The 16,842-nt window shown below is 69.2% G+C and carries 15 protein-coding genes and 3 pseudogenes; 8 read left to right on the forward strand and 10 right to left on the reverse strand.

Annotated elements, in window-relative coordinates; genetic code table 11:
- Positions 1-52: 52 nt before the first annotated feature.
- On the forward strand, positions 53-292 hold the full coding sequence (locus ABD858_RS26460; protein ID WP_345042013.1) for a hypothetical protein: 240 nt from the start codon (positions 53-55) through the stop codon (positions 290-292).
- Positions 293-346: 54 nt separating this feature from the next.
- Here ABD858_RS26460 and ABD858_RS26465 read toward each other — a convergent pair whose 3' ends face one another.
- Positions 347-988, reverse strand: coding sequence for a hypothetical protein (locus ABD858_RS26465; protein WP_345042016.1), 642 nt, complete (start codon positions 986-988; stop codon positions 347-349).
- Positions 989-1,203: 215 nt separating this feature from the next.
- Between ABD858_RS26465 and ABD858_RS26470 the strand changes: the two genes are divergently transcribed.
- Positions 1,204-2,412: a S8 family peptidase gene (locus ABD858_RS26470; RefSeq protein ID WP_345042018.1), complete on the forward strand. Its 1,209-nt coding sequence runs from the start codon at positions 1,204-1,206 to the stop codon at positions 2,410-2,412.
- A 98-nt stretch (positions 2,413-2,510) separates the two neighbouring features.
- On the opposite strand, the gene ABD858_RS26475 is transcribed toward ABD858_RS26470, so the two are convergent.
- Both ABD858_RS26475 and ABD858_RS26480 read right to left on the reverse strand, forming a co-directional pair.
- Positions 2,511-2,846 (reverse strand): putative quinol monooxygenase, encoded by a 336-nt coding sequence (locus ABD858_RS26475; protein WP_345042021.1) that lies wholly within the window; start codon positions 2,844-2,846, stop codon positions 2,511-2,513.
- Complete coding sequence (locus ABD858_RS26480) at positions 2,843-3,397, reverse strand: hypothetical protein (RefSeq protein WP_345042024.1); 555 nt, start codon at positions 3,395-3,397, stop codon at positions 2,843-2,845. The genes ABD858_RS26475 and ABD858_RS26480 overlap by 4 nt, the downstream gene beginning before the upstream one ends.
- 146 nt (positions 3,398-3,543) lie before the next feature.
- Here ABD858_RS26480 and ABD858_RS26485 point away from each other — a divergent pair, with 146 nt between their 5' ends.
- Positions 3,544-5,691, forward strand: coding sequence for a hypothetical protein (locus ABD858_RS26485; RefSeq protein WP_345042026.1), 2,148 nt, complete (start codon positions 3,544-3,546; stop codon positions 5,689-5,691).
- Between the two features lie 103 nt (positions 5,692-5,794).
- Here the strand turns inward: ABD858_RS26485 and ABD858_RS26490 are convergent, their stop codons facing one another.
- On the reverse strand, positions 5,795-7,333 hold the full coding sequence (locus ABD858_RS26490) for an ATP-binding protein (RefSeq protein WP_345042028.1): 1,539 nt from the start codon (positions 7,331-7,333) through the stop codon (positions 5,795-5,797).
- 271 nt (positions 7,334-7,604) lie between these two features.
- Here ABD858_RS26490 and ABD858_RS26495 point away from each other — a divergent pair, with 271 nt between their 5' ends.
- Positions 7,605-8,411 (forward strand): hypothetical protein, encoded by an 807-nt coding sequence (locus ABD858_RS26495; RefSeq protein WP_345042030.1) that lies wholly within the window; start codon positions 7,605-7,607, stop codon positions 8,409-8,411.
- Between the two features lie 93 nt (positions 8,412-8,504).
- Here the strand turns inward: ABD858_RS26495 and ABD858_RS26500 are convergent.
- From ABD858_RS26500 to ABD858_RS26510, 3 genes and pseudogenes are all read right to left on the reverse strand, one after another.
- Positions 8,505-8,912 (reverse strand): annotated as a pseudogene (locus ABD858_RS26500) (DDE-type integrase/transposase/recombinase); the annotation flags it as partial.
- Positions 8,876-9,076 carry a DUF397 domain-containing protein gene (locus tag ABD858_RS26505; RefSeq protein ID WP_345042033.1) on the reverse strand — a complete coding sequence of 67 codons (201 nt, stop codon included), beginning with the start codon at positions 9,074-9,076 and terminating at the stop codon, positions 8,876-8,878. The gene ABD858_RS26505 and the pseudogene ABD858_RS26500, both read right to left, overlap by 37 nt.
- Positions 9,073-9,911: pseudogene (locus ABD858_RS26510) on the reverse strand (helix-turn-helix domain-containing protein). Before ABD858_RS26510 ends, ABD858_RS26505 begins: the two are co-directional and overlap by 4 nt.
- Before the next feature lie 246 nt (positions 9,912-10,157).
- Here ABD858_RS26510 and ABD858_RS26515 point away from each other — a divergent pair.
- Together ABD858_RS26515 and ABD858_RS26520 are read left to right on the forward strand one after the other, a co-directional pair.
- Positions 10,158-10,625 (forward strand): ATP-binding protein, encoded by a 468-nt coding sequence (locus ABD858_RS26515; protein WP_345042036.1) that lies wholly within the window; start codon positions 10,158-10,160, stop codon positions 10,623-10,625.
- A 41-nt stretch (positions 10,626-10,666) separates the two neighbouring features.
- Positions 10,667-10,786, forward strand: a pseudogene (locus ABD858_RS26520) (VOC family protein); the annotation flags it as partial.
- Positions 10,787-10,919: 133 nt separating this feature from the next.
- Here the strand turns inward: ABD858_RS26520 and aceB are convergent.
- Together aceB and ABD858_RS26530 are read right to left on the reverse strand one after the other, a co-directional pair.
- Positions 10,920-12,539 carry a malate synthase A gene (gene aceB, locus ABD858_RS26525; RefSeq protein WP_345042038.1) on the reverse strand — a complete coding sequence of 540 codons (1,620 nt, stop codon included), beginning with the start codon at positions 12,537-12,539 and terminating at the stop codon, positions 10,920-10,922.
- Between the two features lie 241 nt (positions 12,540-12,780).
- Positions 12,781-13,389: a nucleotidyltransferase family protein gene (locus ABD858_RS26530; protein ID WP_345042040.1), complete on the reverse strand. Its 609-nt coding sequence runs from the start codon at positions 13,387-13,389 to the stop codon at positions 12,781-12,783.
- A 152-nt stretch (positions 13,390-13,541) separates the two neighbouring features.
- Between ABD858_RS26530 and ABD858_RS26535 the strand changes: the two genes are divergently transcribed.
- The gene (locus ABD858_RS26535) at positions 13,542-13,862 is read left to right on the forward strand and encodes a DUF5955 family protein (protein ID WP_345042043.1); all 321 of its coding nucleotides are present in this window, start codon (positions 13,542-13,544) and stop codon (positions 13,860-13,862) included.
- Positions 13,863-14,139: 277 nt separating this feature from the next.
- Here the strand turns inward: ABD858_RS26535 and ABD858_RS26540 are convergent, their stop codons facing one another.
- Complete coding sequence (locus tag ABD858_RS26540; RefSeq protein ID WP_345042046.1) at positions 14,140-14,817, reverse strand: helix-turn-helix domain-containing protein; 678 nt, start codon at positions 14,815-14,817, stop codon at positions 14,140-14,142.
- A 275-nt stretch (positions 14,818-15,092) separates the two neighbouring features.
- Here ABD858_RS26540 and ABD858_RS26545 point away from each other — a divergent pair, with 275 nt between their 5' ends.
- On the forward strand, positions 15,093-16,538 hold the full coding sequence (locus ABD858_RS26545) for an NCS2 family permease (protein ID WP_345042049.1): 1,446 nt from the start codon (positions 15,093-15,095) through the stop codon (positions 16,536-16,538).
- Positions 16,539-16,842 lie beyond the last annotated feature (304 nt).

Below are 16,842 nucleotides of genomic sequence, written 5' to 3' on the forward strand. Positions count from 1 at the left end.
GCTCGTACGTACGGCCGGCGCCTTTCGGGTACGGCGCACCCATACTGCAGACATGAAGCGGTTATGGCGCGCGGCGTCGTCCCTCCTGCCGATGGCCGGGATCGCGATCGGCCTCGGTGCCATCGGCTGGACGGTGTTCGGTGACAGACCGCCGTTGTTCGCCGTCCTCGGCGTGGCCCTGGGACTCGCGCTCGTCGCCGCGGGTGACGCCTGTGCACAGAAGCACGGCGACATCAGCGGCTGGGGAGACGACGGTCACGGCCGCGGTGGCTGCGGGTCCACCGGCGGCTGACCTGGCGGAGGCCGCCCGCAGCGCAAGGGTTCGCACGGCGGGCGGCCTCTATGTTCAGCGGGGTGGCGAGCCCTGCCGTTCGCGCGGTTGTCTGCGGCACTCCGGCGCGAGCGCCGGGTACGCCCTGGCGATCGCCTCGTACACCCGCTGCCGCAGCAGCTGCTCGGCCTCCGCCCGGCCGATGGCCCCGAACAGCCCGTCCAGCAAGGTGTCGTAGCGCGTCAGCGCGTGCCGCAGACAGTTGACCTGCCACCGGGCCGGCGCGGCAGGATCCGCGTCCTCAACGGTCGCCGGGCCGGGCAGCCGGTCCCCGCGGTCGTGCGAGCGCTCCTCGTCGAGAGTGTTGCGGTGCCGTACGGCCCGCTCGGCGAGCTCCCGCGCGCCGAGCGCCGGCACATGGATCGGCTCCGCCCGCACGGTGGCGAGCACCGCCTGCCGCCGCCGGTCCGCCGCGGCCCGTCGCGCCACGGCCCCGCCGATTGCCACGAACTCCTCGCTGAGCTCTGCCTTTTCGACGCGCACGAGCTCGTAGAGCCGCCTCGGCGGTGCTGATCTGTGGTGCGGACTGCGGTGCCGCAGATCCGGTTCCCCCAACAGGTCCCGCACCATGGCGTCGGTCCACCCGCGATTTCGCAAGCCGGTGAGCGAGACATACTTCGGCCTGCGCGGTTCGGGCACCGTCGTACGCTCCGTCATCGTTCCCCCTGAAGTCAGTGACGGACTGTGACGACTTCAGTGAAGCAGCCCCCACTGACAAGGGACCGGGCCGGCGGCATAGACGTCCGATAAGCGAACAATCAGCCCGGTGAACGGACTTGGCTGGATCTCGACTCGGATGGGCATGGCATGGGCACGTAATGTCCCGCCGGGGCGCCGCAGCCCCACCCACCCCATGAACAGGTAGGAGTCTCATGCGCCGCCTGCCCATCCCCGGAAGATCCCGCTCGTCCCGTAACCGTCTGCTCGGTGTCGCCGCGGCCGGCGCGCTGGCGCTGATCGGCCTTCCCCAGTCGGCCACCGCAGCCGAGACGGCTTCCGTCGTACCAGTCACCGCCGCCAAGGCCGGTGCCGGCGTCCGGCCGATCGACGGGGCGTACATCGTGCGTCTCAAGCCGGGCGCCGACGCCCGCGGGCTCGCGCGTGCACTGTCCGTCAGCCCTCGTTACGTCTACGAAAAGGCCGTGAACGGCTTCGCCGCCGATCTCACCCAGGGGCAACTGCGCGCACTGCAGCGCCAGAACTCCGTCCTCGCCATCGAGCAGGACGAGTGGGTCGACCAGGCGAGCGACGCCACCCAGACGAACCCGCCGTCCTGGGGCATCGACCGCGTCGACCAGCGCAACCTGCCGCTGTCCGCCTCGTACACGTCGATCGCGAACGGCGCGGGCGTCCACGCGTATGTCATCGACACCGGCATCGACGTCACGCACCCCGACTTCGGCGGGCGCGCCGAGTTCGACCTCAACGTGATCGACAAGAAGAACACCGACTGCGACGGCCACGGCACCCATGTCGCCGGCACCATCGGCTCCAACACCTACGGTGTGGCCAAGGGAGTCCGGCTGCATGCCGTGAAGATCCTCGACTGTGCGGGCGCGGGTCGTACGGCCGCGACCATCAAGGCCATCGACTGGGTCACCAAGAATGCGCAGAAGCCCGCCGTCGCCAACACGTCCTGGAACTGGACCTGGAACAACACCCTGGCCGCGTCGCTGACCTCGATGATGGACTCCGGTGTCTTCCTCGCCACCTCCGGCGGCAACACCGGCGCCGACTCCTGTGACCGCCTGCCTCGTGGTCTCACCCAGACCACCGCGGTCGGTGCCACGGACATCACCGACAACCGGGCGTCCTACTCCTCGATCGGCGCCTGCGTCGACCTGTACGCCCCGGGTTCGTCGATCCTGTCGACCCAGCCGAACAACACCACCGCCGTTTTCAGCGGCACCTCGATGGCGACCCCGCACGTCGCCGGCATCGCCGCCCTCTACAAGAGCGTCAACGGCGACACCACCCAGGCCGCCCTCGGCACCTGGCTCACCACCAACGCCACCCCGGGTGTCGTCCAGGGCAACCTGTCCGGCACGCCCAACCTGCTGGCGTACACCGGCGGGCTGTAAACCGCATCGCGACGGCCACGCCCCAGGGTCCGGGGCGTGGCCGTCGTACCTGTGCTCGCGTCAGGACACCGCTGTCAGGACAGCGAGGCCCCGCCCGGTCACGGCTGCTGCCGGCGGGTGGCGCTTCCCGCGCCGCTGACGTCGGTCGTGCGGTAGTGCTGTATCTCCTCGATCGCCGACATGTGGGGCCTGACGGCGCTGAAGAAGGCGGGGAAGTGCTCGCCCTTGCGGAAGCCGTGCAGATGGTCGCCGACCGAGGTCCAGCGGATGCGGAGGGTGTAGCGTTCCGGCTCCTCCTGGCAGTGGGACAGTTCGTAGTCGATGCACTCGGGCGCGGCGGCCGGCGCGACGGAGGCCTCGCGGTAGGCGTCCTCGAAGGCCTTCCGGCCGGCCGGCGGGATCCGGTAGCGGACGTACTCGACGGTCGCTGTCATGAGGCTTCGCCTTCCTCTGATTTCCGGGGTGGGGTGTCGGGGCCCTGTGCCCGTACGCGCTGCACCTGCGCCAGCGACTCGCGCAGGTCCGTGAGCCACTCGTCCGCGTGCTGCTGGACCAGGCGTACGCACCAGGCGAGCGCGTCGCTGCGGCTGCGGGCGACGCCGCCGGCGATCAGGGTGTCGAGGACCTGGCGCTCGGGCTGGCGCAGCCGGGTCATGACGGGGGCGGCGACATGGGTGAACAGGGCGCGGGTGCCGTCGCACTCCACGCCCCAGGAGACCTTCTTGCCGAAGCGCTGTTCGGCCTCGCGGGCCACGGCGATGCGCTGCTCGCGGGTGCGCTCGCGAAACTCCTGGATGCGGCCCTGGACGGCCGCCTCCTTCTCGACGGCCGAGGCGTCCTCGGCCAGATGCGGTGCGGGGATGCGGCCGATCACCGTGATCTCCTCACGGTCCACGGTCACGTCCAGCACGCTTTCGTACACGTCTTCCGGCAGGCGGCCGGCGAACCAGCCGCGAAGCTTCTCGCGCTGCTCCGTTGTAAGCATGTAATCAGCATTACTCGGCATGGCTCGTCTGCCAAGAGGCTGTGGGCAAAGACGCGGGGACACCCCTGGGCCTCACCCGTACGGGGGATGGCCGACTCGGGGCGGACGCGTTCAGCGGCGGCCGAAACTAGGGTTGACGAGTGGCCATGAACTCTGCGTTGAACTCCGGTCTCGACGTCTTTCTCCGCGGGACCCCGGAGTTCGACACCCCGTCGTCCGGACGGATCGCCGATGCCGTGCTGGCACTTCTGGCACTGCGGGGCGCCGACCGGCGGACCGGGCTTCCCGAGCCGACTCCGGACCTGGTCCACACGGTGCTCCTCGAGGACGTACCGGCGTACGTCTGCGCGACGCCACAGGAACTGCCGGTCTTCCCCGCCGTTCTGACCGCGCTCGCCGGCCGCGTCCGGGCGACGGGCAGGCTGAACGCCAAACGCCATGCCCGGCTGCTCGCCTCGATCGAGGACGCGGTGCCGGGCTTCGAACGGGCGATGACCGACCCCGAGAACCTGACCTGGTCACGCTGGTACGCGTCGCTGATGCGGACGGACGGCACGGCCGTCGACGACCCCGCCGCCGTACGGGAATGGCTGGCCGCGTACGACCGCTCCCCGCGCTCCGGCCGGCCCGTTCTGCCCGCGGCGCTGCACCGCTCCGACGTCACCACCCGGACCTTCGCCACCCGCGTGCTGCTCACCGAGGCACTGCTGGCCGCGTTCGCCCGCGATCTCGACAAGCCCTCGCCCGCCGGGGCCCTGCTGCCCGCACTGCCGCTCGACGCGCCGGACCCGGAAGAGGCGTTCGTCCGCGAACTGGAGCGCATCGGGACCCACCTGCTGGACCGCTGGACGGCGGTGGGCCTGACGGAGGCCCTCGCCGGCCCGTACGTCCATCTCGCCCCGGGGCCGGAGTCCCTGCCCCATGTCGTCCTCGCCGACACCCTCCTCGACGAACACCTCGACTACTACGGTGACGCGACCGTCCCCCTGCCGCCACCACTCGTGGAACCCCCACCGGACGAACTGCCCGGTCTGCTCCATGCCGCCGCCCTGCCCGCCGCACTCGCGGCGCCCACCGACGACGAGACGCGTGAACTCGCGGAGCAGTGCGGTTTCCTGACCCCTGACGGGCCAGGCCCGGCAGCAGCCGTCTGGACCGACGGCACCCCGCAGGAGCTCCTGGAACTGGGCGCCGACATCCTCGCCGCCGTCGTGGTACAACTCGCGGGCGAACCGGACATGGACGAGGAGTACACGCGCGACACCGCGCACCTGTTGTACGTCCTGTACCAGCGCGGCGGCACCGCGGATTCCGTGGCCCGCAAGGCAGCCGAGTTCGAGGCGTGGATGGTCGCCCCGAACCTGGAGGACACACCCGTCCCGGTCCCGGACACGGCAGCCGCCGCATACACGACACCGGCCCCGGAGGAACTGTCCGCCCTGCTCGGCATCCCCGGCCTGAACAAGGAGGACCGCGCCGCACTCGACGGCCCCGCCCGGTCGCTGGCCGCCGTCGTCGACCGGCTGACTCCGACCGGATGCCTGTTCCGTACCGGCGACGCCTTCGGCCTCACGCCCCTCGGCGGGGCCGTGCTGCGCTACGCGCTCACCGGCGCCGACATCACCGTCTCCGACTCCGCAGCGGTTGCCGCCTGGGACGCCGCCACCGTCGTCCGGGCGGCCGAGAACTGGCCGCGGGATCCGGCCTCCCGTACGCTCGCGTTCTGGCTGGGCCGCCGCGAGGGGACCGCCGAGGCATGGGGTGAGCTGCTCCGCGCGATCGGCTCCGAGAACCGCGGCACCTTCGCCGCCGCCGCCACGCGAGCCCTCTTCACCCGCCTCGACACGGAGACCGCCCCGCCCGAGGCGCTGCGTGCCGCCCTCACCGACCCCGTGCTCGGGGCATACGTGGAACAGGCGCTGCGTGCGCGGGGCGAGAAGACCGAGGAAGAGCAGGTGCCGGCGAGCGCCCGGGCGACACTCATCCTCGACGAACTGGACACCTGCTCCGTCAAGGACCAGCACAGGGAGTTCCTCGCCGAATCGGACCTGGAGGAGGCCGCGCCCGATCTCCCTGCGATGTTCGACACTGCCGCGGCGGTCTGGCCGGGCGGAGCTCCGGCACTGCTCACCGCCCTCGCCCAGGCCGACGCCCACCTCGCGCAATGGGTACTGGACGTCCTGCGGACCACGCACCCCGACCCGCACGTGACCGACCTCGCGGCACGCACCGCATGCTCCATGAGCCCCTACGGGCCCCACCGGCAACGGAAGCGGAAGCGACACCGCCGTTGACCCCGAAAGGCGAGGCGGAGCAAGGGTGACGACCGCTGAGCGCGGGCGGTGGGCAGGGCAGCACGAAACCCCTGCCCGCTGGGTACGGCCCCGAAGGGGCAACTCAGGGCGCCCAGGCAGCGACCACCTCTCGCGGGCCCCACGTCAGGTCGAGCACTGTGGGGCCGAGGCCATCCTCCGTTCCGGAGAGCGAGACCGCCACCAGTCCAGTGCTGCCGGGAGCGAAGCCCGGCACTTGAGCGGCCCCCTGGTGGAGCTCGGCGAGGTCGCGCCGGTCGAAGGGGGTGCCGAGCCACTTGATCGAACCGGCGAAGAACAGCTGCCGCGCCACGGGGGACCGGTCGGCACCGATGATGTCGATCTCCGGGCTGAACTGTCGGTTCCACCACCCGCCCACAGCTTCGGCCTCGGGCCAGGGAAGTTCCCCGGCGAGCGCGGCCAGTTCCAGCGCCTCCCGGACCAGCGGTTCGACCGCACGGCCGCGCCATGTCGTCCAGCGGCGTTGGACCGTACGGAAGGCCGCCTCGGGACGGCCCCGTCGGCTCTGCTCCTGGGCGGCGCGTAGGGCCGCGAGATAGAGGCGGAGATTGCTGTCGGCCACCCGGTAGAGCGCGGGTTTCCCGGGCTTGACGGAGAGTGGGTTGTCCGTGGCGAGGATGCGCTTCTCCTCCGCGAGGCGGCGCAACAGCGGTGACAGCACCCCGGAGGGCAATGGCCGGCCCTGGCTTCCTGCGGTGGCGGCGATGTTGGCGTGCGTACGGTCCCCGCTGCCCACTGCCTCCAGTACGCGGCGGGACTGGTCGGGGGCCGGGAACTCCGCCATGAGAGACGTCTCGGGGATGCCGAACAGCGGCGAAGCCGGGTCGGCGCACTCCGCCTGGATGAAGTCGAGGGCGGGTGTGCCGTGCGGCCACGCGCGGATGATGCCGGGCAGGCCACCGGACACCAGGTGGGCGTCGATGGCGTCGGCCGGCCCGAGTCCGAGTGCGTCGCCGGTCTCGGCCGGGTTGAGAGGGCCGAGTACGAGATTGTCGGCGCGCCCGTAGAAGGGGCGATCGTACGCGGTGAGCCGCTCCATCATGTGCAGGTCGCTGCCCAGGAGCAGGAGCAGCACCGGACGGCGGGAGAGCAGGCGGTCCCATGCGGTCTGAAGAGCCCCGTCGAACACGGCGTCCTGCTCCGCGAGCCAGGGCAGCTCGTCCATGACGATGACACAAGGCTCGGCGGGCAGTACTGCGGCGAGCACGCGTAGGGCGTCCGGCCAGCCGATGGACCCGTCGTCGGGAACCAGTTCACGCTCGACAGGGAGGGCGGATTCCCTCAGTTCGGTGAGGAACGAGGAGACGGCTTCGACGGGCGAGGCCCCTTTCGTTGCAGTGAAGAAGAGGTACGGGACTCCGGCCCGGTCGCAGAATTCCTGGACCAGGCGTGATTTGCCGACCTGTCGCCGCCCCCGTATGGCCACCGCGGCCGCCGAGCCGGTCGCGGTGATCCTGTCGAGCCGCTTGCGCAACAGGTTCAGCTCCGCGGAACGTCCGACGAAGAGCGTGGGCATGCGCACCGCCGCGGGGTAGACGAGATCTATGTAGAAAGATTCTACATAGATCTCGTCTACCCCGCTGGCCTGCGGGACGGTATCCATGCCGAAGGGGTGATTTCGCCGTCTGGGCCAAGGGCCTCGGCCTGTTCTGATGCCCCCGCTCTCGGACTCCCAGTGGTCAATTTCCCCTGAGGAAGGTCGCCTCGGGGCGGTCCCGTTGGCCCGTGCGTGGGGTAGACGGGATCTATGTATGTCGACGATCACGTAATTCTTCAAGGGCTGTGGTCACGTAATTCCCCAGGTCCTCACCAGGGTCTGAGGAAGGTGATCTAGGTCTTGTTCGTGACGGATGCTGCTGGCTAGGTTGGCCGGTATGTCTCTGCCGCCGGAAGTCCGCCAGACAACGTCCACGTTCTTGGCCGCGATCGACGCGTCCGCGCCGGGGCTGGTCGAGGGGTTGTACTTGTGTGGCTCGCTTGGCTTCGGCGAGTTTTTCCCTGAGCGCAGTGATGTCGACTTTGTGGCCGTGCTGGCTGAGAGACCGGATCGCGCGGCGCTGGAGGCGCTCGCCGAGGCGCATGAGATCGTGCGCAGGGAGCATCCCCGGCCGTTCTTCGATGGCTTCCATGCGGTGCGGGACGACCTGGCCAAGCCGCCGGAGCAGTGCCCGGATCTGCCCTGCACCCAGGCCGGGGTCTTCAAGGGGGCCGGGCGGTTCAGCGTCAACCCGGTCACCTGGCACGAGCTCGTTCGTCACGGCGTGAAGGTCCGCGGCCCAGTCCTCACCGAGTCCGAGGTATGGACCGATGACGCGGCACTGCGCGCCTTCAGCCATGGCAACCTGTCGAGTTATTGGTCGGGTGTTCACGAGGCGCTGGTCAAGAGCCCGGAGGAGGCGGGCGACCCTGACGCGGCGGAGTGGTGCGTGCTCAGCGTCAGCCGCCTGCACCACCTGCTCGCGACGGGATCCCTCACCTCCAAGAGCGGCGCGGGCCGGTATGCCCTGGCCGCCTTCGAGTCCCGCTGGCACTCGATTATCCTCGAGGCCCTGCGGGTGCGTGAGTCCACCGGCGCGTCTTCCGCTTATGACGGTGTCCCCGGGCACCGGGCAAGCGACACGATCGCCTTCACGGCCATGGTCGTCGAGGCTGGTCTCGCGCTCGGTGTCACGCGGGGCTGAGGATCTTCGTGATGTCGACGAAGTCCCCAGCCCCGGGGCCGGTGGGGGCTCGGCCTGCATGTGCTCCAGCGAGGTGAACGTCCGCCCGCTTCAGAACGAGTCACGGACGTAGGGCTCGCGAGCCGGATCCATCAACGTGCCGTAGTGGGAAGCGAGTTCGACATACGACTTGTTGATCTGCGGGTCGTAGAGGTCCGGCTTGTCCACCCTGGTCTTCAGGTTGTCCGGCACCAAACGCCGCGGGACACCGCCGAAGTAGCGGAACGCTTCCGTGTGGGCGAGGGTCCAGGCGTGCTGGTCCATGTGCGCCACCGGGCGGACGAACATGTGCCGCGAGGCGGGCAGCACCATCACGAACGCCCAAACCCGGGCGGCGGGCGTCCGCCTGAAGAAGGCCGAGTCGCACGTACATGTGAGGGGCTGCCGGAAACCTCCCGGCAGCCCCTCACACACGTGTGCGTCGCTCAGATGCGGGCCGAGAACCCCACGAACGTGGCCCATGTCGTGGACGTAACCGCCAGCACCGGCCCGGTTGTTCGCTTCGAGTCCCGCACGTACACGGTCTCCGACATGCCTGCCACCTCGACGCACTGCCCACCCTCACCGCTGCTGTAACTGCTCTTGAACCAGGCCAGCTCGGTGCTGCGGACGTCTTCCCTGCTCATAGTTCTCCTAGCAACTTCTCGACGAAGGCCAGCGATTCTCGAGGAGTGAGAGCCTGGGCCCGGATGATTCCATACTGCGCCTCAAGCTCACGGACCAGCTTCCGTTCGGTGTGAAGACGGCTGACGTTCTGGACCTCGACATAACCGACTCGCCGGTTGTCACTGGTCTCCATCAGCGTGAACGGACCACTGAGCCCCGCATGGTCCTCCCGGTCGAGTGGCATCACCTGGATCTCCACGTTTCGCTGCTGGCCGACGAGTAGGAGTTGTTCCAGCTGGCCTCGTTGCACTGTCTTGCCGCCAATGCGGCGACGCAGAACGGACTCCTCGATGACGAAACTCATCAGCGGGGCGGGCCAGCGGGAGAGATCACCTGCCGCGCAAGCCTGGCGGCTACCCGCTGCCCCATCGTCTCCTCGTCCAAGAGCGGCCGCCGCATGGCGAAGACGGCTCGCGCATACTCCTCTGTCTGCAGCAGGCCGTTGATGATGTGAGTGTCGTAGACATGCAGCTCAACGGCTTGTGCCTCCACCCGGGCTGCATCGCGGAAGAACCCTGGGTACCGCGCCCGCGCCACCTCGTCCTTCAGTGCCTTGAGGACGCCACCTGCTCCCAGCACCTCATCCGCCCTGTCGATCAGCTCCGGCTTCGGAATCCGCCGCCCCTGTTCGACCGACGCGATCTGGTCCTCCCCGTACCCCAGCCGCGCCCCCACCTCCGCCTGCGTCAGCCCTTCCCGTTCCCGGAACAACTTCATCTGTTTGCCGAAGCCCTTCAGAAGACCGGCTCCTGAGTCGTCGCGCACGTCCTGCGGTCCCGGCCGTACCTCGTCCATCCCTGCCGTCACGCCGCCACCTCCGTGGTGCACCGCCTTGCTGCCCTGCCGATGACGCTCCCCGCGAGGGCGAGGCTATGCGCGGCGCCCACCGCCTGGGCCCAAAACGGGCGGAACGTACTCACACCGGGTGACGCCACGACGGGTCGCACAGCTCCGACAGGCGTCTCCGGAGGCCGTACAGTGCACGTCCGTACTGCTTGCCCTGCTTGGAGCGGGTACGGACGGGCCGTCAATCTCCTGGTCATGACGACTGATGCGCCCCCCGAAGAAGCTGTGCCGACCACCGATTTCACGATGCGGTTCACGTCTACGCCGCGAGGCGCCCGGCTTGCGCGGCGCCTTGTTTCCCACCGCCTGAGCGAGTGGGGGCATCCGTACGACTCCGCCGCGAACGAGACGGTGACCCTGATCGCGGCTGAGCTGACGGCGAATGCGGTCCGCCACGGCCACGTTCCGGGCCGGGACTTCCACCTCCGACTGACGGTGGCCGCCGGCATCCTCCGTGTGGAGGTCACCGACACCCGCACCGAGCAGCTTCCCGAGTTCGGCGAGCAGCTCCCCGAATCGGAGTGCGGGCGCGGGCTGCTCCTCGTCTCGCTCCTGGCCTGCCGCTGGGGCGTTTCCCCTCGGACCGACGCCCCTGGAAAGACGGTCTGGGCGGAACTTGCGCGCCACGTCAGGACCCAGGGGGCGGAGCCGACGTGCGGGTGATGGCTGCCGCATGCTCGGTCCGTCAGTAGAGTCGCGATCATGTGAGCGCCGGCGGAACGCGGGTCGCCGCGCACAACCCGTACTGGGACCAGTACGGCGTGACGGTCGCCGATCCGGACGGCTACCGCCTCGTTCTGTGCTCGCGTTCCTGGAACGCCTGACTCGGCGCTGAGGGCCGCATCGTACGGTGACCGTCGTAGGCGGCCTGCACTGAGAAGGGCCTCCGCCCCCGGAACTGTGCGTTCACCTGGGGCGGAGGCGTTCTTACAACGTGCCGCTCGGCTTCTGTGCGGGTCAGCCGACCAGCTGCTCGTACGCGGGAAGGGTGAGGAAGTCGGCGTAGTCCGCGTCGAGTGAGACATGGAGGAGCAGGTCGTGGGCCTGCTGCCACTTGCCGGCGGCGAAGGCTTCCTCGCCGATCTCCTCGCGGATCGCGGCGAGTTCCTCGGCGGCGACCTTGCGGGTGAGTTCCGGGGTGGCCTTCTCGCCGTTCTCGAAGACGACGCCCGCGTTGATCCACTGCCAGATCTGGGAGCGGGAGATCTCGGCGGTGGCGGCGTCCTCCATCAGGTGGAAGATGGCGACGGCGCCCAGGCCGCGGAGCCATGCCTCGATGTAGCGGGTGCCGACCTGGACCGCGTTGCGCAGGCCCGCGTAGGTGGGGTGGGCGTCCAGGGAGGCGATGTCGATCAGCTCGGGGCCCTCGACATGGACGTCCTCGCGGAGGCGGTCCTTCTGGTGGGGCCTGTCGCCCAGGACCGCGTCGAAGGAGGCCATGGCGATCGGGACCAGGTCGGGGTGGGCGACCCACGAGCCGTCGAAGCCGTCGCCCGCCTCACGGTCCTTGTCGGCGCGGACCTTCTCGAAGGCGACCTTGTTGACCTCGGGGTCCTTGCGGGACGGGATGAATGCGGCCATGCCGCCGATCGCGTGGGCGCCGCGCTTGTGGCACGTACGGACCAGGAGTTCGGTGTAGGCGCGCATGAAGGGGGCCGTCATCGTGACCGCGTTGCGGTCCGGGAGGACGAACTTCTGCCCGCCGTCACGGAAGTTCTTGACGATGGAGAAGAGGTAGTCCCAGCGGCCTGCGTTCAACCCAGAGGCGTGGTCGCGGAGTTCGTAGAGGATCTCCTCCATCTCGTAGGCGGCGGTGATGGTCTCGATCAGGACGGTGGCCCGGACGGTGCCCTGCGGGATGCCGACGTAGTCCTGGGCGAAGACGAAGATGTCGTTCCAGAGGCGGGCCTCCAGGTGCGACTCCGTCTTGGGCAGGTAGAAGTACGGGCCCTTGCCGAGGTCGATCAGCCGCTTGGCGTTGTGGAAGAAGTACAGGCCGAAGTCGACGAGGGCGCCGGGGACCGGGCGGCCTTCGGAGCGCAGGTGGCGCTCCTCGAGGTGCCAGCCGCGGGGGCGCATGACGACGGTGGCGAGTTCCTCGGCGGGCTTGAGCGCGTAGGTCTTGCCCTGCGGGGAGGTGAAGTCGATACGGCGCTGATAGGCGTCGATCAGATTGAGCTGGCCGAGGACGACGTTCTCCCAGGTGGGAGCGGAGGCGTCCTCGAAGTCGGCGAGCCAGACCCTGGCGCCCGAGTTGAGGGCGTTGACGGTCATCTTGCGGTCGGTCGGACCGGTGATCTCCACGCGGCGGTCTTCGAGGGCCGGCGGCGCCGGGGCGACGCGCCAGGAGTCGTCCTCGCGGATATGGGTGGTCTCGGGGAGGAAGTGCAGCGTGGAGGTGCGGGCGATCTCGGCGCGGCGCGCTGTACGGCGGGCGAGAAGCTCGTCCCGCCGGGGGGTGAAGAGGCGGTGCAGGTCTGCGACGAAGGCGAGGGCCTCGTCCGTGAGCACTTCCTCCTGTCGTGTCAGCGGCTCGGCATCGACGATGGCCAGCGGGGACGGCGCTGGTGCGGACATGAGCTGTCACTCCTTCAGCGGGCGGTGCCTTGCGGCCGCCGGGTCGCCATGAGTCGGCACCCCTAAGGGCGGCACTGGGTGCCACGGCTCCGGGATGCGGCCGCGGGCGCCGTCTGAGGTATCGGGCGTTTCTGAGTGGTGGATAATAGTTTCCTCATGGTGGAAGTTCAATGGTTTGTTGATGTCGAGGCTCTTCGAGTCGACACAACGTGGCGCTGGGTGTCAAGCCGGTCGCAGACGGTCACTCCAGACGGGTCAAGTCCTCCTCGGTGTCGATGTCGTACGCCTCTGCGATGTCGGAGCACTCGACGAGGGTGATCGCTCCCTTGTGTTCCTCGAGATAGGCCCGCGCGCCGCGGTCGCCCGTCGCGCTCGCCCGGATCCCGGGCCAGTGCTCCGCGCCGAACAGCACCGGATGGCCGCGCTTCCCGTCGTACGAGGCCGCGACGAGCGAGGAAGGGGACGCGTACGCCGACAGCACTCGGGCCACCGCCGCCGCGCCGATCCCCGGCTGGTCGACCAGCGAGACCAGGACGGCCGGGGCGCCCGTACCGGCCAAGGAGGCAAGGCCCACCCGCAGGGAGGAGCCCATGCCCTCCTCCCAGTCCGGGTTGTCGCTCACCACGCAGCCGGACAGATCGGCCACGGCCCGCACCTGCTCCGCGGCCGCGCCCAGCACCACATGCACCGGTTCGCAGCCGCCCTCGCGCAGGACACGGATCGCATGTTCGATCAGCGGTCGGCCCCGGTGTTCCAGCAGCGCCTTGGGACGTCCGCCGAGCCTGCGCCCCCCGCCCGCCGCCAGCAGCAGACCGGCGATCCGGCGGGATTCCTCGTTCGTCGGTGTCATACGCACTGCATACAGCACACCTGCGGCTGGAATCCCGCGTTCCGAGTGGCGTGGACCGCGCGAAGTGGCGTTAACTGGGCGGCGGAACCCGGCGGCTGACCACCGTCCGAGGGGCCGCATCACACAGCACATGGACGTGCGAGGGGGGAGCTGTGTTGCGAAGCGTGGAGCAGCAGCCCATGGCCGCCAGCGGCGAGGACCCGAGGGTGGCGGAGCTGCGGGCCGCCGTCGCCCGGCTGCGCCGCGAACTGGCGGGCCATCCGGGGAAGTTCCTCGACCGCGAGGTTGCCGAGGACGAACTGGCCGCGCTGGACGCGATGGCGGTCGGCGGACTGCCGGAGATCCCGCGGATGCGTCGCTCACTGCTGCTGATCGCGGGGGCGATAGGTTCGGTGAGCGCGCTGTCCGCCGCGCTGGGCGGGGTGCGTGGTGCGGTGGATCTCTTCGGGGAGCCGCCCAGGTCGCAGCACTAGAAGACCGATGAAGATCTTGCTCCTGCCGCCTGACTCGCCCCGGATTGCGGGTAAATGTCAATCGCCATGAACCGGTGCAAGCCGGGCGCGATTTCAAGATCTTCAGGACACTCCTAGGGCGTGTCATGCCGGCCGAGCAGGCCGCCACCGCGTCCCGTTCACACCTCGCTGCGTTGTCGGATCGCCCGAGTGCGCCCGGTACGGGGGCGATCCTCCGCCTTGCGATGTACCGCACCGGGCGCCGCTCGCGGCCGCACGCCTCCTTCGGAGACGGACCCTAGCTTTCCGGGAGTCGGGACCAGAAGTGGTTGACGATGTCGTCGATGTAGCGTCGTCCGTTTTCGCCGGAGGCGATGGTGCCGCCGGCTCGGCTGAGGGTGGCGGCCATGAGGGTCTGGTACTCGTGGTGCATGGCGCCCAGGGTGTCTTGCAGGTCGCGGCGTTCCATGGAGACGAGCCGGGCGATGGCGCGGATGTGGGCCTGCCAGCGGGTGGAGACGGCTTCGGTGAGAAGGCGGGCGAGTTCGTCCTCGAGGCCGGTGATGGCGATGAAGTCGCGTGGGGGGAGGTTGAGGAGACTACCGAGTTTGGCGGACTGTCTTTTGTCGCCGGTCCATTGGCCTCTTTCTTCCATGTACAGGTAGGCGTTGAGGTCGACGCCGGTGACGCGGGCGACGTCCTCGGCGGCGAGTCCGCGGGCGAGGCGGTGTTCGCGCAGGGTGCGGGGCCTGCCCATGAGTTCGCTGGGGGCGCACCACAGGGCACCGGCCAGGGCGGTGAGTTCTTGGGAGGTGGGCAGGGCGGTGCCGCGTTCCCATGCGGTGATGTGGTCGGGGGTGACATGGGCCATGCCGTAGGACGCGCGCATGCCGTAAGCGACGTGGCCGGGGGCCATCCCGAGTTTCTCGCGCAGGGTGCGAGCAGCGCGCGCGTTGAAGGGGAGCGGTGGATGCACGGACAGAGAGTAGAAAGTTACCAGCGACAACTCCATGGCCACTGTCGCCCGCATCCCGTTTTGGCGGGATAGGTCGCCGGTGATTCTGTAGGAAAAGACAGGGCGTGTCGAGTCGTCAACCGCTCGACATGGCCGCGAAATTGCGAACCGGGTTCTGCCGCGTATGATCCGCTCGCAAGGTGCCGCATGTGTGTTCGCACAACTGCCTGTCACACGCTCCCGGCGGCACGGCCATGCTTCCCCCCCGCTCATCTGTAAGTCCAGGAGACGCAGTCATGCAGACCAGCACGGCAGCCCCGGTCGGCGCGCCGCCCACCCGACCCGGCGGCCCGGTCGACCGGTTCTTCCGCATCAGCGAACGCGGCTCGACATACGGCCGGGAGATACGCGGCGGGCTCGCCACGTTCTTCACCATGTCGTACATCCTCGTGCTCAACCCGATTATCCTCGGCAGCACCAAGGACAAGTTCGGCGAGCAGCTGGACGCCGCCCAACTGGTCACCGCCACTGCCCTGGTGGCTGCCGTGATGACCGTGATCATGGGCGTGGGCGGCAACCTGCCGCTCGCCCTGGCCGCAGGCCTGGGGCTCAACGCCGTCGTCGCCTTCCAGATCGCCCCTCTGATGAGCTGGGACGACGCGATGGGCCTCATCGTGTTCGAAGGCCTGCTGATCTGCGTACTGGTGGTGACCGGCCTGCGCGAGGCCATCATGCACGCCATCCCGCAACCCCTCAAGCAAGCCATCAGCGTCGGCATCGGCCTGTTCATCGCCTTCATCGGCTTCGTGGACGCCGGGTTCGTCACCCGTATCCCGGATGCCGCGAACACCACCGTGCCCGTCCAGCTCGGCACCGGCACCCTCAGCGGCTGGCCCATGCTCGTCTTCTGCCTCGGCGTGCTCGTGACGATCGTCCTCCTCGCCCGCAAGGTCAAGGGCGCCATCCTCATCAGCATCGTCCTGATGACCGTCCTCGCCGTCGTCATCAACGAGGTCGCCGACGTCAAATCCTGGGGCCTGACCTCCCCCTCCCTGCCTGACAAGCCCGTCGCCGCCCCCGACTTCGGGCTCCTGGGCCAGTTCGACCTATTCGGCTCGTTCGGACAGGTCAGCGTCCTGACCGTCGTCCTGCTCGTCTTCACCCTCATCCTGTCCGACTTCTTCGACACCATGGGCACCGTCGTCGGCGTCACCGCTGAAGCCGGGCTCCTCGACGAACGCGGCCAGGTCCCCCGCCTGGGCCGCGTCCTCCTCATCGACGGCGCAGCCGCCGTCGTCGGCGGCGCCGCCTCCGCCTCGTCCGCCACCACCTACATCGAATCCGCCGCCGGTGTCGGCGAAGGCGCACGCACCGGCTTCGCCAACCTCATCACCGGCGGCCTGTTCGCTCTCGCCCTCTTCCTCACCCCCGTCCTGACCATCGTGCCCCTCCAGGCCGCGGCTCCCGCCCTCGTCGCGGTCGGATTCCTGATGATGACTCAGGTCAAGCACATCGACTGGGACCGCTACGAACTCGCCGTCCCCGCCTTCCTGACCATCGCCGTCATGCCGTTCACCTACTCCATCACCAACGGCATCGGCGCCGGCTTCATCGCCTACGTGGTCATCAAGGCATGCCTGGGCAAGGCCCGCGAAGTGCACTGGCTGCTCTGGGGCACCGCAGCGCTCTTCCTCGTCTACTTCGCCATCGACCCGCTGGAGCAGCTCCTCGGCGTCAAGTAACCGCACACACCGCCGGGGTGGCCTCGGGCACAGCCCATCGAGGCCACCCCGCCGACGGAATATCGACCTTGGGCGGCTTCACAGCAGTCGTCATCGGCTGCTCCCTGCTGTTGGAGTACGCCGTATCCGGTACGGCCATCGCGGTCGGCTGGTCCTCAATGCCCCTTCGCCCCGATGGACGTGGCGGGTACCCGCCGCAGAGGAGAACCGCCTTCTACGCGAACGTGCACGAGCGAGCTCTTGCCGGAGCCGGCGACGCCGGTGACAACGGCGAGCACCCCGAGCGGGATGTCGACGTCGACGC

The sequence above is a fragment of the Streptomyces sannanensis genome, assembly GCF_039536205.1.
Lineage (GTDB): Bacteria > Actinomycetota > Actinomycetes > Streptomycetales > Streptomycetaceae > Streptomyces > Streptomyces sannanensis.